Genomic DNA, 21,497 nt, shown 5'->3' on the forward strand with positions numbered 1-21,497 from the left:
TCTTTCATCTCCCACCCATCTTTCCCCGTGATTAGTACCGTTCTGACTTGGGCCGTGCAGCGCCGACTGGCTAGCATTGAGCACATCCGCCGCTACCCCCACGAGGTGCAGCAGCAGGTGTTGCAGGAGTTGCTCCGCACCGCGCGCCCCACCGAATGGGGGCAGCGCTACGGCTTTGGCGAGGGCCTAACAGCCCGGGAGTTTGCTCAGCGCGTGCCTATTAGCAGTTACGAAGAACTTTACCCCGAAATCGAGCGGGTGCTGCGCGGCGAGGCCAACGTGCTCTGGCCCGGAACGGTGCAGTGGTTTGCCAAAAGCAGCGGCACTACCAACGCCCGTAGCAAGTTTATCCCCGTCACGCGTGAGTCGTTGCAGGAGGGCCACTACCGCGCTGGCCGCGACATGACCGCTCTGGCTACCCTTCATTACCCCGACGTAAACATCCTGGGCGGCAAAACCCTGTCGCTGGGCGGAACGCACGGTCCTAACCCCTTCCGCCCGGCAGACGCCGGTTCGCGGGTGGGCGACGTGTCGGCCGTGATTATGCAGAACCTGCCGGCCTGGGCCGAGTTTGTGCGCACGCCGCCCCTGGAACTGGCTCTGCTGGATGAGTGGGAAGAAAAGATTGCCCGCATTGCCCGCCACGTGCTTACAGTTGATGTGCGCGTGTTGGCTGGCGTGCCCACTTGGATGATTGTGCTGCTACGCCGCGTAACGGAGCTGGCCGGGGCCGCCTCCATCCTGGACGTGTGGCCGCGGCTAGGCTTGTTTCTGCACGGGGCAGTAGCCTTCGGGCCGTACCGGGAGCTGTTCCGGCAGTTGATTCCGAGCTCCCGAATGCACTATCTGGAAATCTACAACGCTTCCGAGGGCTACCTCGCCCTTCAGGATGAGCCCGACTCCGAAGACCTGCTGCTGCTGCTGAACCACGGCATCTACTACGAGTTTCTGCCCCAGGACCAGTGGGAGGCCGCCGAGCCCCGGGCCGTCGGCCTAGAAGACGTGCAGCTAGGCCGCAGCTACGCTCTCATTATCAGTACCAACGCCGGCCTGTGGCGCTATAAGATTGGCGATACCGTGCGCTTTACCAGCTTGGCGCCCTACCGCATTCGAATTTCGGGCCGGACCAAGCACTTCCTGAATGCCTTCGGCGAAGAGGTAGTAGTGGAAAACGCCGATGCCGCCATTGCTGCCGCCTGCGCGGCTACCGGCACCACCGTGCGCGACTATACCGCCGCCCCGATCTACTTCGCTACTCACGACGGTGGCTCGCGCGGCGGCCACCAGTGGGTGATTGAGTTTACGCAGCCGCCAGCGGATACCAGCCAGTTTGCCGAGGTGCTGGACACTACCCTGCGCCAACTCAACTCCGACTACGACGCCAAACGCCACCGTGACCTGGCCCTGCTGCCGCCCCACCTGACCATGGCTCCCGCTGGTACCTTTGAGCAATGGCTGGCCGGCCGTGGCAAGCTGGGCGGCCAGCACAAAGTCCCCCGCCTGAGCAATTCCCGGGAACTGCTGGAGGAACTGCTTGGTCAACTAAGAAAATAGTTACATTCGGAAGTCGTCTTACTTCCTTCCGATGTTTTTCCGAAACCGAATAGCTAGTACACCGCGGCCTGACTGGGCCATAGAGTGGTTGTTGCTAGCCAGCACCCTGGTGCTTACTTCGTGTGCCACGGCACGCCGCGGCCCTGTTGGCTTCTGGTCGCACAACCGCTACGACGGGGGCGGGGAGCAGCGGCATGGGCCGTGGCGGGAGTATTTCGATGCCCAGGAGCAACGGCTCGCCAACCGCGGGCGATACCAGCACGGCCTGCCAGTGGGCCGCTGGCATACTTATACCCCCACGGGGCAGCTAGAGCGCACGGAACGGTTTTACCGACACCCGTATGGCTTAGTCAGGCTGACCTACTACCACCCCAATGGCCAGGTGGCCAAACGTGGGCGGGCCCGCTACCGCGCTGAGCCCACTGGCGCGCATTTCTTTTGGTTCGGGGAGTGGCAGCGTTTCGCCCCGGATGGCCAGCCGCTGCCCTCGGAGTGGTATCTGGATGGCCGGCAGACTGCTCCACCATCCCAATAAGGGAATCACGGAACCACAATAAAACAGTAGTATAGCGGGGTAGGGTAGTTTATTGTATTATAACAAAGCATGCTGAGTAGGCGACGGACCCAGTGCATGCGGTATAAATCCGATTAACAGCTGATTGCGTACTTGGACAATGGAGTTGTTCACCGGGTATATTGACCCCGGGAACGAGTAGTCATGCATTTTTGTAAGAGCAGGACCTATCTTGCTTCTCATAAATTATCCTAAAACTCAACCCATGTCTGTTACTACCTCCTCTTCGCATCGCTCGGGCAAAGGGCGTCGCCGCAGCCTCAAGAAGAATGATACTGTATCAGTTCGGAAGACGCGCGCTACAGTAGGGTTTCTAGGCTTATTGCTATTGGCATTGCTGGCTAGCCTAGGCGTTATTGCCGCCACAGCAACGCAGTAAAACAGTACTACGGTACTTGGCGGGCCCCACTCTCGAAGTATGACCGAGGGCGGGGCCCACGTGTTTGTGGGCAAGTGCCTTACTCGTCGAGAATACCGCCCACCAAGTTCCCGAAAACACCGCCGCTTTCTTTCTGTACATTACCCCCGGCAGGAGCCAGAGCTTGAATCAGCTTCTTAATGGGCATGGATTGCAGCCATACCCGGCCGGTGCCGCGCAGGGTAGCCAACAAGAGCCCTTCACCCCCGAAAATCATGGACTTAAGGCCGCCGGCGCGGGCAATGCTGAAGTCGATGCCCGGCTCAAAGGCAACCACGCAGCCGGTATCCACGCGCAGCAGCTCATTGTGGAGGCGCTTTTCAATAATGGTACCGCCCGCGTGAATAAAGGCTTTACCGTCGCCGGTGAGCCGCTGCAAAATGAACCCCTCGCCCCCGAATAAGCCGGCGCCCAGCTTCTGATTGAAGTGCAGGTTGATTTTGGTACCTCGGGCTGCGGCCAGAAAGCCGTCTTTCTGCACAATAAGTCCCTGCGGTAACTCGCGTAAGTCAATTGGGATAATGGTACCGGGGTAAGGGGCTGAGAAGGCCACGTGAGCTTTCCCGTAGCCACCCCGGTGGGTGAAGTGCGTCATAAACAGCGACTCGCCCGTAATCAGACGGGTGCCGGCCGAGAAAAGCTTGCCCATAAAGCCTTGCTCCGGTTCCGAGCCGTCGCCCATCTTGGTTTCAAAGGCAATACTCTCGCTCATGTACACCATGGCCCCGGCCTCGGCAATTACCGTCTCGTTGGGGTCCAGCTCTACTTCCAGCACCTGGATATCGGTGCCAATGATTTTATAGTCGACTTCGTGGGAGCGCATAGGGTAGGGGCAAAAGAACAAGGAAAAAGCTGGCCCAAGTATAGCAAAACGCGAATTGATAACGCAGTAAAATCAATCGTCCGTTACCGGGGCGCTTCGCTGCATTGTCAGGCTAGGCCATCTGCAGGCGGAAGTGCCCCGGTAACGGACGATGTTCCTCGTTATCAGCATGCGGTAGGCTTACTCTTCGTCGCTGGCTTTTAGCTCCTCGTCGTCGGGGTCAGCTTCCGCCTTAGGTCCTTTCTTTTTCGCCTCCTTGCTGGTACGGCGCATAAAATCCTCATCCGACTCTTCGGGCTCCTGGGCTCCTTCCTCCAACGGGAAGTCCTCATCCTCCTCGTCTTTCTCCCCAAACTGCCCGTCGCGGTTAACCAGCTTCTTGTCGCGCACGTGCCGATTCAGAAACTGGTTGATATCCTCGATGGAATAATTGGAGGTGATTTCGCCGAGCGGGTTCACCTTGATTTCAAAGCCCTCTAGCTCCTTATGGACGCGGGCTTTTTTCTCGGGGTCGTTCTTTTTCTTTTTGGGGCTAACGGGTTTCTTGGCCATGATGCGGGCAGCTAAAGTCGGTTCATCGGTTCAATGCGCCGGCCACCTACGCGGGTAAGCAGCCTTGAAACGATAGTACGAGCCAGCTCCCCTACCGGTTGATGCCGCCCTTCTTCTGTCGTCGTTTCGTGCCCTCTGCCCACTAAAAAACGCCTGCCTGACTTGGTAAGTCCGGCAGGCGTTTTTTAGTGGGAAATCGGCTAAGTGCCGGGCCTAACGTTAGGCGGTTGGTAGCTGGGCTACGGCTTGTTCAATGCGTGCAGCAGTTTCCTGCGGACCCAGAATGCTCATAATGTGCATCAGGTCGGGGCCGGCGCCGGCGCCCGTTACAGCCACGCGCAACGCCTGCAGTACCTGCCCGATTTTGATACCTTGGGCTTCGAGCACCTGCGTGAGCAGCGCCTTAATGCCGTCGGGGGTAGCGTCGGGGGCACCGGGCAGCTGGCGGGCAAATTCCAATAGCGCCCCGGCGACCTGCGCGTTCCACTTCTTGCTGATTACCTGCTCGTCGTAGGCAGTTGGGCGCGCAAAGAACAACTGGGCTTCGCGGGCCAGATCGGCCGGGAAGGTGGCCCGCTCTTTCACCAGGGCGGCAATCTGCTCGGCCGTATCAGTGGGCACTGTCATGCCCTGGCCTTGCAGGCTTGCGGTCAGGTACTGAGCCAGCTCAGCATCGGGCTTAGCGCGCAGGTACTGCTCGTTGTACCAGCGCACTTTGTTCTGGTCGAAGCGGGCCGGCGACTTGCTCACGCGCTCAATCGAGAAGGCCTCAATCAGTTCAGGCATCGTGAACAGCTCCTGCTGGGAGCCGGGATTCCAGCCCAGGAAGGCCAGGAAGTTGATGAAGGCCTCGGGCAGGTAGCCTGATTCGCGGTAGCCGCTGCTCACGGTAGGCTCGCCGGTTTCCGCGTCCTTGCCGTGCCATTCCAGCGGGAACACCGGGAAGCCCAGCCGGTCGCCGTCGCGCTTGCTAAGCTTGCCAGTACCGTCGGGCTTGAGCAGCAGGGGCAGGTGGGCAAACTGCGGCATGGTATCTTCCCAGCCCAGGTAGCGGTAGAGCAGCACGTGCAGGGGCGCGGAGGGTAGCCACTCTTCGCCCCGAATCACGTGGGTAATTTCCATCAGATGGTCGTCCACGATGTTGGCCAAGTGATACGTCGGCATGCCATCTGACTTCATTAGCACCTTGTCGTCGATGCTGGAAGAGTGTACTACCACCCAGCCGCGGATCAGGTCGTTGAACCGTACTTCCTCCTTGCGGGGTACTTTCAGGCGAATCACGTACTGCTCGCCGCCTTCCAGCAGCTGCTTTACTTCCTCAGCCGGCAGGGTCAGGGAGTTGCGCATTTGGGCGCGCGTGATGCTGTTGTACTGCGGGTTGGGCACTTTGGCCGCTGTCAGGCGGGCGCGCATGGCATCCAGCTCCTCAGGAGTATCGAAGGCATAGTAGGCGTAGCCGCTGTCGATGAGTTGCTGAGCATACTGCCTGTACATGGGTTTCCGCTCACTCTGGCGGTAAGGCGCGTGGGGGCCACCGTTCCAGGGGCTTTCGTCCAGCTCAATACCGCACCACTCCAGGCTCTGGCGGATGTAGTCCTCGGCGCCGGGCACAAAGCGGTTCTGGTCGGTATCCTCAATGCGGAGCAGCATCTTGCCGCCCAGCTTGCGGGCTAGCAGATAGTTATAGAGCGCAGTGCGCACGCCGCCGATGTGCAGCGGGCCGGTGGGGCTGGGCGCAAAACGCACCCGTACTTCTCTTTCCATACAAACAGCTGATTTGCGCCCGATTCAGGTCCGAAACGCGCCGCAAAGGTAGGGAATTCGCCGGGGAGGTAGGCGGATATAAAATTGGCGTCGGATGTCGGCGCGGTGCTGTGCAGTGGACTTACAGCGGCAATTCTATTCGACAATCAGTCCGTGCTTGGTAAGCAGCCCCGGCAAGCTCGACAGCACAAAGCGAGCCTGCTGCAACTCATTCACTTCTGGGTCGAGCAGCATATTATAGGCCGTCCGGAAATCGGCGCCCGTGAGCTGGGTCCGGTGAAATACGGCGCGGTCTAGCTCGCACCGCTCAAAAACAGCGTTGGTCAGGTCTGTCTGGGTGAAATTGGCTTCGCGCAGGGAGCAGTCCACGAAGCGGGTAGTGGGCATAACCCGGCCCGAGAAGGAGGCATAGTCCAGCTGGCACTTATCGAAATGAACCCCGAACAGCATGTCGCGGCAGGCCTCAAACTGCAGCCCAAGCAGCTTGCAGCCCTCAAAAGCCACATTCTGCAAAGACGTACCGGCCAGGCTAGCACCCGCCAGGTTGCAGTTCTCAAACCGACATTCGCTGAATAAGCGCCCGGCCAGGGTGGCCTGGCTGAAGTCAAAACCAATAAAGTGGTACTGCTCAAACTCCCGCTCACCTACCAGCTCAGGCGGCAAGACCCGCGTAAGTAGGCGCTCGGGCGGGAAATACTCGGGTTTGCGCAAGGGCTTAACAGCCTTACGCGGGGTAGAACGCCGCATTTAGTTTTGGTTTCGAACGCGTAGCCAAAGGACCAGCCCCAGCAGCACCGCGCCGCCCCGGATTAGCCAGGCTATAGTTGGTCCCCAGTTATTGATCCAATCCAGCAGGGGAAAGCGAAAGTTAGCTGGCAGCAGCAGCGGCGCTACCATGGCCACCAGGCCCCCTAGCAGCAGGAAAATGCCTACTTCCTTCATAGAGGCAAGATAATGCAGGGAGTTCGTGATGCAATAGTGGAGTAAGAAGTATCGTGGCGAACGGAGCGCGACGCCATCCATGCCTGCCGTTGCCCAAAGCCCAATAAACTGACAACCCCTTCTCGGTCTGTACGGAAAGGCTGGTCACACTCTGAGAGGTAGCACGCTAGCCAGCACAGGGCGAATGGCGTAGTCGTGCCTTCCTGCCATGAGAACTTACTCCATCACTAAATCATGATTTTACGGCAACGCAGGAAATTTCTACCTGTACATCTTTGGGGAGGCGGCTTACTTCTACCGTTTCGCGGGCCGGGGCATAATCGGCGGAAAAGTAGCTGCCGTAGATTTCGTTAATCAGGCCGAAGTTACCCAGGTCTTTCACGAAGATGCTGCACTTCACCACGTCGCGCAGGGAACAGCCGGCTGCTTCCAGCACGGCCTGCAGATTGCGCATTACCTGATGCGTTTCCTGAGCTACGTCGCCTTCCCCGACGAGCTGACCCGTATCAGAGTCCAGGGCAATTTGCCCGGAAACATAGATAGTATTGCCCGCCTGAATAGCCTGGCTGTAGGGGCCAATGGGAGCTGGGGCATGGGCGGAGTAAACAATGGTATTTGCCATAAAAACGGGTAGGGGGTGGACGTAATGTTTACCAGCACTCAAAGTAAGCCCAAAATAGGCGGGCGGGTAAACCAAGCAGTTGAATTGACGCAAAAAGGCCGCCCCACGGGTAGGGCGGCCTTTTTGTACAGACGACGGTTTACTCTACTGTCACCGATTTCGCCAGGTTACGGGGCTGGTCGACGTTACAGCCGCGCAGCACCGCAATGTGGTAGGAGAGCAGCTGCAGCGGTACTACTGATACCAGCGGCATGAGTACTTCGCTAGTGGCGGGCACCTCGATGGTAAATTCCGCCATTTCCGGAATCACCGTGTCGCCCTCCGTTACTACGGCAATAATGCGGCCCTTCCGGGCTTTCACTTCCTGAATGTTGCTTACTACCTTCTCGTACGAGCTGTCCTTCGTGGCAATAACCACTACCGGCATGTTCTCATCAATGAGGGCAATAGGACCGTGCTTCATCTCGGCCGCGGGGTAGCCCTCAGCGTGGATGTAGCTGATTTCCTTCAGCTTCAGAGCCCCCTCCAGGGCTACCGGGAAGTTATAGCCACGGCCCAGGTACAGGAAGTTCGGAACGTCCTTGAAAATTTCCGAAATCTGTTCGATTTCCGTGTTAAGCTGCAGGGCTTTCTCTACTTTGGAAGGGATGGTATTCAGCTCCATCATCAGCTCCCGCAGCTTGGTATCGGAGAGAGTGCCGCGCTTGTGGCCCACAATCATAGCCAACAGAGTCAGGACGGTTACCTGAGCCGTGAAAGCTTTTGTGGAGGCCACCCCAATTTCCGGACCGGCGTGGGTGTAAGCTCCGGCGTCAGTGGCGCGGGCAATGCTGCTGCCTACTACGTTGCAGATGCCGAAAATAGTAGCGCCTTTGCTCTTGGCCAGTTCAATAGCCGCCAGCGTATCAGCCGTTTCGCCAGACTGCGAAATGGCAATTACAATGTCGCGCTCCGTAATGATGGGGTTCCGGTAACGGAATTCAGAGGCGTACTCTACTTCTACCGGAATGCGCGCCAGGTCCTCAATGAGATACTCTGCTACCAGCCCCGCGTGCCATGAGGTCCCGCAGGCCACAATAATAATGCGGTCGGCGTTTACAAACTTCCGCTCATAGGCGCGCACGCCGCCCATGTTCAAGTGGCCTGCTTCCAACTCCAGGCGGCCGCGCATGGAGTCCAGGATGGAGCGCGGCTGCTCGAAGATTTCCTTCAGCATAAAGTGCTCATAGCCCCCTTTCTCGATGCGGTCTAGCTCCAGCTCCAGAGTTTGGATGTAGGGTGTCTGCTTAACGTCTTCCTTCGTTCGGATTTCCAGCTGTCCATCTTTGATAACAGCCAGTTCGTAGTCGTTTACATACACTACCTCATTGGTATACTCAATGATAGGGGTAGCGTCGGAGGCCAGGAAAAACTCATTCTCGCCTACCCCAATTACCAGCGGCGAGCCTTTACGGGCTGCAATTAGCTGATTGGGATTGTCCTTGCTCAGTACCACAATGGCATAGGCACCTACCACCTCGTGCAAGGCCAGACGTACGGCTTCTTCCAGCGAGCAGCTGTTCTGCTTCTGAATCTCTTCAATCAGATTGACAAACACTTCTGTGTCAGTGTCCGAATGAAACACGTGGCCCTGCTGCTGCAAGTGCTGCTTTAGCGCTGCGTAGTTTTCAATGATGCCGTTGTGAATGATGGCAATCCGCTCCGAAGTGGAGTAGTGTGGGTGGGCATTCACGTCGTTGGGCTCCCCGTGGGTAGCCCAGCGAGTATGGCCCATACCAATGTTGGCGTGCGTATCTTTTTCCGCAATAAAGGCTTCCAGATCAGCTACTTTGCCTTTTTTCTTATACACGCTGAGCTGCCCATTCAGCAGAGCAACCCCTGCTGAGTCGTACCCGCGGTATTCCAGGCGGCGTAGGCCTTTGATGATGATGGGGCAGGCCTCACGGTGCCCGATGTAAGCGACAATTCCGCACATAAGTTAGTTGGTTGTGACAGAGCAGAAACTTTCAAGAATGAAAGCAAAAACGGGCGGCATCGGCAAAAGCCGTGCCGCCCTTGTGCCTTTACAGCACTAGCACAAAATGCTGTTTAGCGGAGGTTGGAATAGTATACGCGCAACTTGATATTCTTGGCATCAAGCTGCGCCCGGTTCAGCGTCAGGCTGGCATCAGTCCGCAGAATGGGTGATAAGAGCAGCGCTGATGGCAATTCTCCCTCCAAGCGGTTTTGCAGATAGGCTTGCAGGTATTCCGTGAGCGGAACGCTGTAGTACTGCGGAGCATCGTAGCTAGGATACAGCACTGCTGATGCGGGACTACCTACACTTGTGGGGGTGATACGCACATTCTGGACGACGCCTTCCGCCTGCACCAGTCGCTCGTAGCTGGTTGCGCCCACGGCTCGCGTCAGAACTTGGTTGCTGGCGTTTGCTTCGTACAAGAATACGTTGGCTGGGTAGGGGAAGAGGCCGTTTGTATTCTGCTGAATAGGCAATAGCAGCTCAGCGCGGTTAACTGCCAGCTCCGGTTTGTTGGTAAGGGCTTGCAGCCCCTGAAACTCCAGGCGAGTAGCCAGACCGGTACCATCCTGCAAATACGTGTATTCATCCGTCGCAGCAGAGCTAACCTGCTGAGCACTGGTTGTCAGACTAGCCAGGGGTGTGCCGGATAAATCAGTGGTGATTTGCGTGAAATATTTCGGGCCAGCGGTTAGGGCATTAGCCGGGAGGGGGCCAGCCACTAGGCTATACGCATGGCGGTTCCAGTTTTTGCCACTCGCATTTGTGCCACTGAAGTAGAAGACAACCCGGGAGTTGAAGGAACGGCTAAAGGCGACAATATTATCGGCAAAGTTTGCTGTTGGAGTCAGCAAAATCCCCTTCCACACGGCGTCCAGCTTATCCTGGTTAAAGGAGGCATCTTGGAGGGCCGCAAAAGTTGAGTTAGCCAGTGTAGTAGTGGCCGGGTACTTCAGCAGACGAAGGCGCAATACCTTGTCAACAACTGTCACCTGCACACTGTCACGGTTGTTGGTCGTGTTTGTGGAAAGCTGCTGCCAAACTTTTATCTCCCGGTTGAGAGGAGCAGCAATATTTGTCAATAGCACTGTACTGGACGGGCCTGCCGAGGCAGAATTGTACACCGTCCGAGCATCTAAGGGCTGTTGCAGAGTTGCGAAATTAAACCGCAACGGCTGAGACGTAGTGCCATATACCTGGTTAAACCCCAGGCTAAATACCACAGAATCCAGGCGGGCCGTCTTGCTGGGCAGAGAATCAGGAGGGCTCAGCGTGGCGTTGTACTGCAGGTTTAAGAAGCCTTGCGCAGTAGTGGTGCCCACTTTGCTGTCGCGCAGCCGGCCTACCAGCACATAGTCGCTGTTTACAGTTTCTACCGGTTGCTGCCGTACGGTGTACGTCGCAACGGGCAAATCAAGGTATTGTGAAGTAATAGGAGAAGTGCCGGGTAGCTCCAGACCAAGGTCGTTGGCTTTTTCGCAACTGGCAAGGACCAGCAGAGAAACGGCAAAGAGGGAAACCGACGGGAGTCGGCTGGCGCTAGCTGGCCAATTCATTATAGAGAGCGTAGTAAGAAGTCAACAGGTTGTCATCAGCGCCGACCTGCTCAATTTGTTTCTTGGTAGAATACTCCGTGAACAACGTGTTCAGGTTTTCGCTGAACTCTTCGTCGGACTTTACGACCGTGTCGGAATATTCCATGCCTACTTTGATGAAGCCGCCAAAGTCGGCTGTTTTCAGCGCCGCCAGCATATCGTCCTCAATGTCCAGCATTTTTGCCTTCTCAATGATGTCGCCCTCAAATTTGTGGTCGAACTCATTGTTGTAGATGGTGAATACCGATTTAGCGTCCTTGAAAATCGGATCCTTTTTGTAGGTCGTTTTCAAGTACATCGGAATCAGGCCTGTCATCCAATCATTGCAGTGTACAATGTCAGGGGCCCAGCCTAGCTTCTTCACCGTCTCCAGCACACCTTTGCAGAAGAAAATAGCCCGTTCATCATTGTCGGCGTGGAACTTGTCGTTCTTGTCTACCAACACGGACTTGCGGTGAAAGTAATCTTCGTTATCGATGAAGTATACTTGCAGCTTAGCGTTCGGAATGGAAGCGACTTTAATGATTAGTGGCTTTTCGTCCTCGCCCACGGCAATGTTAATGCCCGAGAGCCGCACTACCTCATGCAGGCGGTTCTTGCGTTCATTGATGATGCCGAAACGGGGTACGAAAATGCGGATTTCCATCCCCATTTCCTGCATTCCCTGCGGCAGGCGCCGCAAAAACTCTGCTACCTTGGTGGTCTGCAAAAACGGGTTGATTTCCGTGGCAGCGTAGAGTATTCTCAACTTGGACATATAGAGTCAGTTGGGGTGATTAGGAAAGGGCAACACTTTGGGATGCACAAAATTAAACATTTTTGAGGGAAATTTCAACCTAACTCATTCGGCACTCGTTCAAGTGCCTGCTTTACTCTATGGAGATACTCAATACCGTGGCGGCGTTGCATGCCCGCACGGAAATGTGGCGGCGCGAAAACAAGCGCATTGGCTTGGTACCAACGATGGGTGCTCTGCATGAGGGCCACTTGCAATTGGTGCGCGCCGCAGCTCAGGAGTGTGACGTGGTGGTGACCAGTATTTTTGTCAACCCGACTCAATTCAACAACGCCGAGGATTTTCAACTCTACCCCCGCTTGCCGGAGGCTGATGCAACTTTGCTGGCCCCTGCTGGCTGCACCGCGTTATTTCTGCCCTCCGTCGCCGAGATGTATCCGCAGCCTACAGTGCTGCGCTTTGACTTTGGGGCGCTGGAGCGCGTAATGGAGGGTGCCCACCGGCCAGGACACTTCAATGGGGTAGCCACGGTAGTAAGCAAGCTATTTCACCTGAGTTCTCCGCACCGGGCGTATTTCGGACAGAAGGACTTGCAGCAGGTAGCCATTGTGCGGCAGTTGGTAGCCGACTTATCGTTTAACCTGGAACTGGTTGCCTTTCCTACCGTGCGCGAAGCCGACGGGCTGGCCATGTCGTCGCGAAACCGACGGCTGGATGCTGCTGCGCGGACCGTAGCTCCTTTGCTCTATCAGGCTCTTCAACAAGCCGCAGTAGTAGTGCAAGAAGGCCAGGCTACCCCAGCTGCTGTTCTGGAGGCGGCCCAGGGGGTGCTGGCTACAGAGCCCACTATTCAGACGGAGTACGTGGAGGTAGTGGATGCTCAGACTTTGCAGCCTCTGGCAGAGTGGCAGCCAGGACAAGCCGTTGCCGTATGCTTGGCAGCATATATAGGCGGGGTACGCCTCATTGACAATGTAGTAGTAGCGCGTTAGCCCAGAATAAAAGATCGGCTCTTTGCCTTCTATAAGGCAGCCGAGGATATAGCTTCCTGTGGGACTTCTCCCAACTTCCCTTTCGTATCTTTGCCGCCCAAAAATCACCCGTTTTTCACCCATGCATATCGAGGTTCTCAAGTCAAAGATTCACCGCGTTAAGGTTACGCAGGCGGAGCTGCACTACGTGGGCAGCATTACCATTGATGAAGACCTGCTGGATGCGGCGAATATGGTGGAAAATGAGAAAGTCACGATTGTGAACATCAACAATGGGGAGCGGTTTGAAACTTACACTATCAAAGGCGAGCGGGGTTCCGGCATGATCTGTCTGAACGGTCCGGCAGCCCGCCGCGTGGCTGTAGGAGACATCATCATTATTATCTCTTACGCCCTTATTGACTTCGCTGAAGCCCGCGCCCATAAGCCCACTGTTATCTTCCCCGACCAGCATAACCACGTCAACTAATTGCCTGTAGGCAAGCTAGTAGCTGGTGAGCCAAGACCGGAGTAGCCTCGTGTAAGTAGGTGGCCGGAGCACTGGCTCACCAGCTATTTTCTTGTTTGGCGAACAGACATTTACCTATTTACCGCCATGAAGCACCTGCTGAATGTTCTGAAATACGGTTTGCTATTAGTGCTATCGGGGCTCCTGATGTGGTACGCCCTGCGCGGGCAGGAACTCGCACTGGTAGGAAAGTACATGCGTGAGGCCAACTACGTCTGGCTGGGTCTGACAGTGCTGCTGTCGGCACTTGGCTACTTCAGCCGGGCCCATCGGTGGCAGATGCAACTAGAAGCCAGCAAGCAGCCCACCAATTACTGGGATGTGTATCACGCCATGATGGTAGGCTATCTGGCTAATCTCGTGCTGCCCCGCATGGGAGAAGTGATTCGCTGCTCCGTGCTGAACCGGACGGGCCGGGTGCCCGTGCAGGTGTCGTTAGGGGCTGTTATAACGGAGCGGGTCATCGACCTGCTGATTTTGGCGGGCCTGCTGGGCCTAACGCTGCTGCTGGACTTTCAGAAATTCTGGGCTTTCGTAGTCAGCCTGTTCTCTGACCGCTACGACTCCCTGGCTACCCACAAGCAATTGCTGCTTACTGTGGCAGGTGTGGCCGTGCTGGTACTACTGATGCTAGGCTACGCGTTGTTTCGCAACCTGGAAAAGCTACGGCAGCACGCCTTGTTCGTGAAGCTGGAGAACTTCGTGCGGGGTATGCTGGACGGTGTGTTCAGTATTCGGAAGCTGCGCAGCCCGGGCTTGTTTCTGCTGCATACCGCCTTTACGTGGTTGGTGTACTACCTCATGGATTATCTCGCCTTTTTCGCCTTCCCAGCCACAGCCGGCCTAACGCCCGCCGCTGGCCTCGCCGTGCTGACCTTCGGGGCCTTCGGCATGGCTGCCCCCGTGCAGGGGGGCTTTGGTGCTTTTCACCTGATGGTGCAAAGTACCCTGCTGGTGTACGGCATTAGCAAGGAGGCTGGTATTGCCTACGCCCTAGTGGTACACGGCTCCCAAACCCTGCTGGTCGTGCTGATGGGCGGCATTAGCTTCGTTGCCAGCATGATGAAATCAGGACGGGCAGTAAAACAGGTTGCTCTCACCTAATCGGAGTTGATCCTCATGTGGACGAAAGATAAAATACTAAGCCTGGAGGATACGCTGACCGCGGTGGCTGGCTGGAAGGCTGCCGGGGAGCAGGTTGTCTTTACCAATGGGTGCTTCGACCTCTTGCATCTGGGCCACGTCGACTACCTCGAGAAAGCCCGTCATCTGGGGCAGCGGTTGGTGGTAGGGTTGAACACCGATGCTTCCGTCAGCCGCCTCAAGCCCGGCCGGCCCCTGCAAGACGAAGTGTCACGGGCGCGGGTATTGGCCTCGCTTTTGTTTGTAGATGCCGTAGTGCTCTTCGATGAGCAAACCCCGCTGGCCCTGATTGAAGCCATCCGCCCCGATATTCTGGTGAAAGGCGATGACTACCAAATCAGTGGAATTGTGGGCCACGAAGTGGTGTTACAGAACGGTGGCCAGGTGCTGACCGTACCACTGGTAGCCGGCTACAGCACCACGCGCATCGTCGAGCGAATTGTAGGCAATAGCTGAACCGGGGGGTAGGGTAGCGGTGCTCCTGATCCTCGTGATTCGTTGCTCCTCACTCTAATCACCTTTCCCATGTACTACAGCTCAAGCCCCGTTTATCTCATCATCCTTCTGGCCATGGTGGCCGGCTGGCTAATTCAGTGGCGGCTCCGCAGTAAATTCACCCAGTACTCCCAGATTGGGTTGCAGTCGGGCCTTTCGGGCAAACAAATTGCCGAACTGATGCTGGCCGACCACGGCATTACGGATGTGCGCGTCATCAGTACCGAAGGCCGCCTCACCGACCACTACAACCCTGCCGATAAGACCGTAAACCTCAGCGAGGAAGTGTATGCTGAGCGTAGCGCCGCTGCTGCTGCCGTAGCGGCCCATGAGTGCGGCCACGCTGTGCAGCACGCCACCGCTTACAGCGCCCTGCAGTTCCGCTCGGCCATGGTGCCGGCCCTGAGCGCCGTCTCGAAGTTTATGCCGCTGGTGCTACTGGCCGGGGTGGTAATGGTTCGGACTACACTTGTTCCATTAGGGGTAGGTATTGTGCTGTTCGCCCTCACTACCTTGTTTTCCTTCGTGACCCTGCCAGTGGAGTTTGATGCTTCAAAACGAGCCCTGGCCTGGATTGATAAGCGCGGCATTGTTACGCCTCAGGAACACGCTATGGCTAAGGATGCCTTGTGGTGGGCTGCCATGACCTATGTGGTGGCGGCCATTAGCTCCTTGGCTACCTTGCTCTACTACGTGAGCATTTTCATGGGTAGCCGCGACCGGCGCTAAGCGCTTCATTGAATCCCTAAACAGCAAACCGCTGCCCGTAAAAGGCGGCGGTTTTCTTTTCCCGTCAGGAATGGTGGCGGCCCTCTTATACTTGCTGCATTGGTAGGGAAACAGGGCTGGCTGGGAACCTAAAAAGCAGGCAGCCGCATTATTCTGCTAGCCTACTAAAAAATTGTGAACTGCCTGCGTAATGTGCAAACTAGTCCGTTAATTTTGAGGCCTGCCCGCGAGTTTACCCCGGGCCGTTTACAGAAGCTTTTCCCACCCCACCCCCCTTTTACAGTACATGGATTTTCAGCTCACTGAAGAACAATTGGCCGTTCAGGCCGCTGCCCGCGACTTTGCCCAGAGTGAACTGTGGGCCGGCGTTATCGAACGAGACGAGCACCAGAAGTTTCCTGCTGAGCAGGTAAAGAAAATGGGGGAGCTGGGCTTCCTGGGCATGATGGTAAGCCCCGAGTACGGTGGCGGCGGCATGGACACCGTGAGCTACGTGCTGGCCATGGAGGAAATCAGCAAGGTAGATGCTTCCTGCTCGGTTATTATGTCAGTGAATAACTCACTGGTATGCTGGGGCTTGGAGAAATACGGCACCGAGGAGCAAAAGCGTAAGTATCTGCCCGGCCTAACTTCGGGGGAGATTATTGGCGCCTTTGCCCTGTCGGAGCCCGAAGCCGGCTCGGACGCCACTAGCCAGCGCACTACCGCCGAAGACAAGGGCGACTACTACCTGCTCAATGGCACCAAGAACTGGATTACTAATGGCACCACTGCTTCGGTGTACCTGGTAGTAGCCCAAACCAACCCCGAGTTGAAGCACCGCGGCATTAATGTGCTCATCGTGGAGAAAGGCATGGAAGGCTTTGTGCAAGGTCCCAAGGAAAACAAGCTGGGCATCCGCGGCTCTGATACTTGCTCCCTGCTTTTCAACGACGTGAAGGTGCCCAAGGAAAACCGCATCGGCGAAGATGGCTTCGGGTTTAAGTTTGCCATGCAAGTACTGGCTGGTGGCCGCATTGGTATTGCTGCGCAAGCATTAGGAATTGCGTCCGGCTCGTATGAGCTGGCCCTGAAATACTCAAAGGAGCGCAAGGCCTTTGGGGTGCCAATTTCCCAGCACCAGGCCATTCAATTCAAGCTGGCGGACATGGCTACCAACATCGACGCCGCCCGCCTGCTCTGCTTGCAAGCTGCCGCCGATAAAGACGCCCACCGCGACTACGCCAAGTCGGGGGCTATGGCCAAGCTGTTCGCCTCCAAGACGGCTATGGAAGCCTCTGTTGAGGCTGTGCAGATTCACGGAGGCTACGGTTTTGTGAAGGAATACCACGTGGAGCGCCTAATGCGCGACGCCAAAATCACGCAGATTTACGAGGGAACTTCTGAGATTCAGAAAATTGTAATCTCTCGGGAAATTCTGAAATAGCTTTTGAATTGCCTAAAAGTCAGAAGTATTGCACAAAACCCAGCCCTTTTTAGGCTGGGTTTTGTGTTTGTGTGAATTTTTATATGTTATTTTGCATTGGATTAGTGCGGGGTACTATTTCCTTCCCTACACCTGACTTTCAAAATGCCCGTCGAAGATGGAAGATTATAATAAAGTGATTGAGTCGCTTGGTGTTCGATACATCAAGGCGAAAAATCTAGTGTTGCAGCAGCCTTTCACGGTACGCAACTCCTATGATGTAGGTAATAACCTGATTCTGTTGCATAAAGGTCGTATATCCTTTGGCGACGAAGATCAGGTAGTAGAGGAAGGGGAAATGCTCTTTATTCCTGGTGGCCGTGCCACGAAGGTGACCTACGGGGAATCTTCAAACAAGAGCATTACCAACGATGACCTGATTACTAATAAGGACAAGTTCTTCCATTCGAATTCGGACCTGGACCTTATCGGCGACGCAGAGGAAAGCCACTCTTTTGTGAGCTTCGAGGCCAAGGTGTTCGACTCGGTGAACTTCTTTGCTTCCCTCGATGTGCCGGCCTTTCTGATTACGGGCAACTCCAAATTGGCTAACCTCGTCATTAAGGTAGTGGAGGAGAGCTTGCAGGAACTGCCCGGGCGCGAGCGGCTTATTACTATCTACACCGAGAACATTGTGGTGGAGATTGTACGCTACATCTTGAAAAACAAGATGTTCGTGGAACAGCTGGCCACTAACAGCACGTACTTCAAGGATCCTCGTCTCATCGATCTGTTCAACTACATCAAGGAGAACATCGGCGGCGACCTGTCGAATAAGGTGTTGTCTGGCGTAGCTAACGTGAGCGAAGATTACGTAGGCCAGTACTTCAAGATGTTGACGGGTATCAACCCCCAGGATTACATTGAGTACCAGCGTATGGAGCGCGCCGTGTTCCTGCTCCGCACTACCAAGAAAAGCATCCGCGACATTGGCAAAGAAGTGGGCTATAAGGACACTGCTTACTTCTGCCGCCGCTTCAAGATGATGTTTGGCATTCCGGCCGGTAAAATGCGCCGCCGAGAGTCGGCCATGAATATTTAATCATTGATTCCAGCGGATTCGGTGAAGTAATTGGAGTGTTTAATAACACAAAAAGCCTCGCATTTAGCGAGGCTTTTTGTGTTGCCGGAGCCGGTAAATAGCAGAAGCGAGAGTAGCAGCCTAGACCTTGGCATACTACGAACTTCTTTTGAAGAACTCAATTGGCTATAGAATCCGCCTAATCCGTCGAGTCTGCCAGTATTCGTGAGTTGTTGAAGCTGCGCACTACCTGGGCTACGTCCGCCAGAAAGTCGGGGGATTTTTCGATCTGGTTGCCAATAACAATGACATCGGCGCCGGCAGCTAGTGCGGCGTGGGCCTTCTCAGTGGTGTTGATACCGCCTCCAACTAGCAGCGGAACATCAACAGCTTGGCGCACGGCCCGAATCATAGCGGGCGATACGGGATATAAGGCACCACTGCCGCCATCGAGGTACATTAGACGCAAGCCCAATTGCTCGCCGGCCATAGCTGTGCAGGCCGCAATGCCGGGTTTGTCGTGAGGCAGAGGGGTAGTACCGCTGATGTAGCTGGCCGTGGTTTGGCGGCCCGTATCTACCAGCATGTAGCCAGTAGGCAGAATCTGAAGGTTGCTTTGGCGTAGCAGCGGCGCGGCAATAACATGCTGCCCAATTAGAAAATCGGGGTTACGGCCCGAAATCAGGGACAGAAGTAAAATGCCATCCGCTTGGTTGTCGAGGTGCAGGCTATGGCTAGGGAAGAGTAGCACGGGCACCGCCGAGCGGCTTTTAATAAAACGAATGAGGGCAGCCTGGCGAGAGTTCATCACCAAGCTGCCACCCACAAAAAAGTACTCTACCGTATGTTGCTCACTAAGCTCCAGCACGCGCCGGCAGCCAGCCTCATCTAGGTTATCGGGGTCCAGCAGCACAGCCAGCGACTTCTGGCCGTGCGTCCGGCGTTTGCTTAAGGCATCATACAGGCTGGTGAGGCGCATCCGCGTCGTCGTGGTGATAAGTAAATTCAATATCCTTGGTTTCGGGCTCGGTATGAACCGGGCCTGAAGATGCAAGGTCGGGATTTTTAAGGATTGGCAAATATTCGCCGGCCTTCTTGGCCACGTACGCCATGAGTACAGCCGAAGCCTGAGCCACCAAGAGCTTACCCGTATCAGATTGCAGGAACGCCTTTACGGCGCTAGCTAAGATAGAGGAAGCCTCCCCAGACTGCGCAGCGGGGCGGGATGCAGGCACGGAGCGGTAGGCAGTGGGACCATCAAAGCCAAGCGGCCGGAACGGATCCGCATCGGTATGGTACACCTCAGGGGCAATGTCGGCCCGTTCCGAATGCGTGCGATGCGAGGGCACGGCGGCGCGGCCCCGGTCGTAGTGATGATGACCCGTTCCGAAGCCCAGATCATCGGCTACGGCAGTGTCAACATCGGTCGTGGCTACGGGCCGACGCGGCCGGCTGGCGCTTTTCAACTGATGCCGCGCATACTCATCTTCGTTTTGGAGGGCGGCGTGTTTTTTTTTTCCGCCAAACGCCTTGGTCAGCAGCCAGACGCCACCCAGCACACCAGCCCCGATGGCTACGTACTTGCTGACTACCTGAGTTTTGGCTTTGATGCCTTCCACGTCGCCCATCAGGGCGCGTTCGTATTCCAGCTTCTGGCGCTCCAGAAACTCTTTTTCATCTTCAAACAGCGGGTTATGCAGATCGGCCATACGAGGGGTTAGGCTTGACGTTTATCAGATTTATAGATGGTATTGTTCAGGAGCTTATCGGCCAGACCCTGGAATAGCTTTTTATCTACTCCGACCACGAAAATGATAAGCAGCACCAGATAGAAGCCAGCCACAATGCCAAACCCCCAGTACGGGCTGTCTAGCACGTCGTTGAGCAACAGCCCCAGAAATATGTTCAGGAACAGAAAGAACATCAGGCCGATAATGCCCAGGGTCACGCCGTGGACAGTACCCACGAAGGCAGTTTTAACTTTTTCTTGTGTTTCGAGACGTACCAAGTCAATCCGGGTATCCAGGTAGCCCATCAAGTTGCCCATCAGGTTATCGGTGCGGGGCGTTTTGGTGGCGTCGTCTTCAGTGGAGAACAGGCCCATAGGGGAGAATTTTTGCGGGGAACAATGTTACAGGTTCACAGGTCAGAAAACCACGCCGCAGCCGGTTTTGCAGATAGCCCTTTCTTACGGAAAAGGGAAAGCTGTGTCTGAAAATTGGCGTACTTTTACTATATACTGTTACAGTTTGAGCCAGAATCACTACCAGATACTAGGTATTGCGCCTACCGCTACGGCGCGCGAGATAAAGCTGGCCTACAAGAAACTGGCAGTGAAGTACCACCCGGATAAAAACGGGGGTAGCTCGCTGCACGAGGAACTGTTCAAGGCTGTGGCCGCTGCCTACCACGTGCTCGGCGACCCTGGGCGGCGCGCTCAGTACGATTTTCAATTGCAGGTAGCGGCCCGGCGGGCGGAGGAAGTACGGCGGCAACAGCAGTTTCGGAACCAGGGCCAGCGGGTGTATGGCGTGCCCATGCCCCCGCCTACTCCCGCCGTGCGCACCCGGCGTCCGGCCGGCTCGCACGAGCGGCACTACCGCACTATTCCCCGCCAGCGGGTAAAGTTTACCCGGCGTGATTTGCGGCTGATACTGCTGCTAATCGGCGGCATTTTGCTCTTCGTGCTGGCTGTGCGCATTACGATGTACCGCGTAACGGCGGCCAGCAACTACCGGCGCGGCCTGGCAGCCTACGCCCGGCAGGAGTGGAGCGCAGCGCACAGCTTTTTTTCCGAAGCCCTACACTTTCGCCCCGATTACGCGGATGCACTTCGGCGTCGGGGCGAACTGGAAGAAATCATCTACCACCACCCGGCCCTGGCCGCTGCCGACTACCGAGCCGCCTTGGCTGAAACCACATCCCCGGCCCGGCGGGCGCAACTATTGGTGCGCCTGAGCTTATGTTACCGGGCCCTGCAGCGTCCTGATCTGGTCCAGACAACTATCCGGCAGGCACTGGAGCAGGACTCAACCCTGGCGCGAGCCCGGCTGCTGCGGGGTGAAGCCCGGCTCTTCGCTCACCAATACGCCGCCGCCCGTCGGGACTTTGATGCAGGGTTGCGCACGGCCGCTGCCGAGCCCGCATATGTTGAAGCACAGTTGCTGCTTTACCGCGGCCTGGCGCACTTTAAAGCACACGACTTGCGGGCAGCCCGGGCCGATTATTGGCAGGTGCTGGCGACCTACCCGCGGCAGGGGCAGGTGTATTTTTTGCTGGGCCGGATTGCGCAGCAGGAAGGTAATGCCACTGAAGCCTGCGAATTTTTTCGGCGGGCCGTGGTGCAGGGCTACCAGTTTGCGGAGGCGGCCCGGGCCGACACCTGCCCGCAGCCTAGCAAATAAGAGCCCCTTCCCGCGTCCGGAAAGGGGCTTTGGTCACTAGTAATAACGGGTAAAAATTCACCCATAGCTGCACTGCACACACAATGCCCAATTTTGCGCTCGGGAGGGTAGGTAAGGATTCTACCTACAAGACGCCCGGTAGA

22 protein-coding genes are annotated in these 21,497 nt (G+C 56.2%); 10 read left to right on the forward strand and 12 right to left on the reverse strand.

What is annotated here, in order from left to right; translation table 11 throughout:
* Positions 1 to 27 precede the first annotated feature (27 nt).
* Both K3G63_RS15760 and K3G63_RS15765 read left to right on the forward strand, forming a co-directional pair.
* Positions 28 to 1,554, forward strand: coding sequence for a GH3 auxin-responsive promoter family protein (locus tag K3G63_RS15760; protein ID WP_220615033.1), 1,527 nt, complete (start codon positions 28 to 30; stop codon positions 1,552 to 1,554).
* Positions 1,555 to 1,585: 31 nt separating this feature from the next.
* A complete protein-coding gene (locus K3G63_RS15765) occupies positions 1,586 to 2,089 on the forward strand; it encodes a toxin-antitoxin system YwqK family antitoxin (RefSeq protein WP_220615034.1) in 504 nt (167 codons plus the stop codon).
* A gap of 497 nt (positions 2,090 to 2,586) precedes the next feature.
* Here K3G63_RS15765 and K3G63_RS15770 read toward each other — a convergent pair whose 3' ends face one another.
* The 9 genes from K3G63_RS15770 to K3G63_RS15810 all read right to left on the reverse strand — a co-directional run bounded on the left by K3G63_RS15770 (position 2,587) and on the right by K3G63_RS15810 (position 11,618).
* On the reverse strand, positions 2,587 to 3,369 hold the full coding sequence (locus K3G63_RS15770; protein ID WP_220615035.1) for a TIGR00266 family protein: 783 nt from the start codon (positions 3,367 to 3,369) through the stop codon (positions 2,587 to 2,589).
* A 180-nt stretch (positions 3,370 to 3,549) separates the two neighbouring features.
* The gene (locus tag K3G63_RS15775) at positions 3,550 to 3,921 is read right to left on the reverse strand and encodes a hypothetical protein (RefSeq protein ID WP_220615036.1); all 372 of its coding nucleotides are present in this window, start codon (positions 3,919 to 3,921) and stop codon (positions 3,550 to 3,552) included.
* A 219-nt stretch (positions 3,922 to 4,140) separates the two neighbouring features.
* A complete protein-coding gene (gene gltX, locus K3G63_RS15780; protein WP_220615037.1) occupies positions 4,141 to 5,685 on the reverse strand; it encodes a glutamate--tRNA ligase in 1,545 nt (514 codons plus the stop codon).
* 135 nt (positions 5,686 to 5,820) lie between these two features.
* Positions 5,821 to 6,432, reverse strand: a complete 612-nt coding sequence (locus K3G63_RS15785) for a pentapeptide repeat-containing protein (RefSeq protein ID WP_220615038.1) — start codon at positions 6,430 to 6,432, stop codon at positions 5,821 to 5,823.
* On the reverse strand, positions 6,433 to 6,627 hold the full coding sequence (locus K3G63_RS15790) for a hypothetical protein (protein ID WP_220615039.1): 195 nt from the start codon (positions 6,625 to 6,627) through the stop codon (positions 6,433 to 6,435).
* Between the two features lie 232 nt (positions 6,628 to 6,859).
* Positions 6,860 to 7,249: a RidA family protein gene (locus tag K3G63_RS15795; RefSeq protein ID WP_220615040.1), complete on the reverse strand. Its 390-nt coding sequence runs from the start codon at positions 7,247 to 7,249 to the stop codon at positions 6,860 to 6,862.
* A 139-nt stretch (positions 7,250 to 7,388) separates the two neighbouring features.
* The gene (gene glmS / locus K3G63_RS15800; RefSeq protein WP_220615041.1) at positions 7,389 to 9,224 is read right to left on the reverse strand and encodes a glutamine--fructose-6-phosphate transaminase (isomerizing); all 1,836 of its coding nucleotides are present in this window, start codon (positions 9,222 to 9,224) and stop codon (positions 7,389 to 7,391) included.
* Between the two features lie 113 nt (positions 9,225 to 9,337).
* Positions 9,338 to 10,822, reverse strand: a complete 1,485-nt coding sequence (locus K3G63_RS15805) for a DUF4270 family protein (protein ID WP_220615042.1) — start codon at positions 10,820 to 10,822, stop codon at positions 9,338 to 9,340.
* Positions 10,806 to 11,618, reverse strand: coding sequence for a glycogen/starch synthase (locus K3G63_RS15810; RefSeq protein ID WP_220615043.1), 813 nt, complete (start codon positions 11,616 to 11,618; stop codon positions 10,806 to 10,808). The genes K3G63_RS15805 and K3G63_RS15810 overlap by 17 nt, the downstream gene beginning before the upstream one ends.
* A 119-nt stretch (positions 11,619 to 11,737) precedes the next feature.
* Between K3G63_RS15810 and panC the strand changes: the two genes are divergently transcribed.
* From panC to K3G63_RS15845, 7 genes are all read left to right on the forward strand, one after another.
* Positions 11,738 to 12,589: a pantoate--beta-alanine ligase gene (panC, locus tag K3G63_RS15815; RefSeq protein ID WP_220615044.1), complete on the forward strand. Its 852-nt coding sequence runs from the start codon at positions 11,738 to 11,740 to the stop codon at positions 12,587 to 12,589.
* A gap of 121 nt (positions 12,590 to 12,710) precedes the next feature.
* Entirely contained in the window at positions 12,711 to 13,058 is a 348-nt protein-coding gene (gene panD, locus K3G63_RS15820; RefSeq protein WP_220615045.1) for an aspartate 1-decarboxylase, read from the forward strand.
* A gap of 126 nt (positions 13,059 to 13,184) precedes the next feature.
* Complete coding sequence (locus K3G63_RS15825; RefSeq protein ID WP_220615046.1) at positions 13,185 to 14,201, forward strand: lysylphosphatidylglycerol synthase transmembrane domain-containing protein; 1,017 nt, start codon at positions 13,185 to 13,187, stop codon at positions 14,199 to 14,201.
* A 15-nt stretch (positions 14,202 to 14,216) separates the two neighbouring features.
* A complete protein-coding gene (gene rfaE2 / locus K3G63_RS15830) occupies positions 14,217 to 14,696 on the forward strand; it encodes a D-glycero-beta-D-manno-heptose 1-phosphate adenylyltransferase (RefSeq protein ID WP_220615047.1) in 480 nt (159 codons plus the stop codon).
* A 69-nt stretch (positions 14,697 to 14,765) separates the two neighbouring features.
* On the forward strand, positions 14,766 to 15,464 hold the full coding sequence (locus K3G63_RS15835) for a zinc metallopeptidase (protein ID WP_220615048.1): 699 nt from the start codon (positions 14,766 to 14,768) through the stop codon (positions 15,462 to 15,464).
* A 286-nt stretch (positions 15,465 to 15,750) separates the two neighbouring features.
* Positions 15,751 to 16,890: an acyl-CoA dehydrogenase gene (locus K3G63_RS15840; protein ID WP_220615049.1), complete on the forward strand. Its 1,140-nt coding sequence runs from the start codon at positions 15,751 to 15,753 to the stop codon at positions 16,888 to 16,890.
* A 157-nt stretch (positions 16,891 to 17,047) separates the two neighbouring features.
* Complete coding sequence (locus K3G63_RS15845) at positions 17,048 to 17,971, forward strand: AraC family transcriptional regulator (RefSeq protein WP_110976036.1); 924 nt, start codon at positions 17,048 to 17,050, stop codon at positions 17,969 to 17,971.
* Between the two features lie 178 nt (positions 17,972 to 18,149).
* On the opposite strand, the gene K3G63_RS15850 is transcribed toward K3G63_RS15845, so the two are convergent.
* From K3G63_RS15850 to K3G63_RS15860, 3 genes are read right to left on the reverse strand one after another with little or no spacing between them, the layout of a single operon-like run.
* Positions 18,150 to 18,929, reverse strand: a complete 780-nt coding sequence (locus tag K3G63_RS15850; RefSeq protein ID WP_220615133.1) for a geranylgeranylglyceryl/heptaprenylglyceryl phosphate synthase — start codon at positions 18,927 to 18,929, stop codon at positions 18,150 to 18,152.
* Positions 18,907 to 19,659: a hypothetical protein gene (locus K3G63_RS15855; protein ID WP_220615050.1), complete on the reverse strand. Its 753-nt coding sequence runs from the start codon at positions 19,657 to 19,659 to the stop codon at positions 18,907 to 18,909. Before K3G63_RS15855 ends, K3G63_RS15850 begins: the two co-directional genes overlap by 23 nt.
* A gap of 8 nt (positions 19,660 to 19,667) precedes the next feature.
* Complete coding sequence (locus tag K3G63_RS15860) at positions 19,668 to 20,054, reverse strand: phage holin family protein (RefSeq protein WP_220615051.1); 387 nt, start codon at positions 20,052 to 20,054, stop codon at positions 19,668 to 19,670.
* Between the two features lie 145 nt (positions 20,055 to 20,199).
* On the opposite strand from K3G63_RS15860, the gene K3G63_RS15865 reads away from it, so the two are divergent.
* Positions 20,200 to 21,354: a J domain-containing protein gene (locus K3G63_RS15865; RefSeq protein WP_220615052.1), complete on the forward strand. Its 1,155-nt coding sequence runs from the start codon at positions 20,200 to 20,202 to the stop codon at positions 21,352 to 21,354.
* The last annotated feature ends 143 nt before the right edge of the window (positions 21,355 to 21,497 follow it).

Source organism: Hymenobacter sp. HSC-4F20, from assembly GCF_019599275.1.
Lineage (GTDB): Bacteria > Bacteroidota > Bacteroidia > Cytophagales > Hymenobacteraceae > Hymenobacter.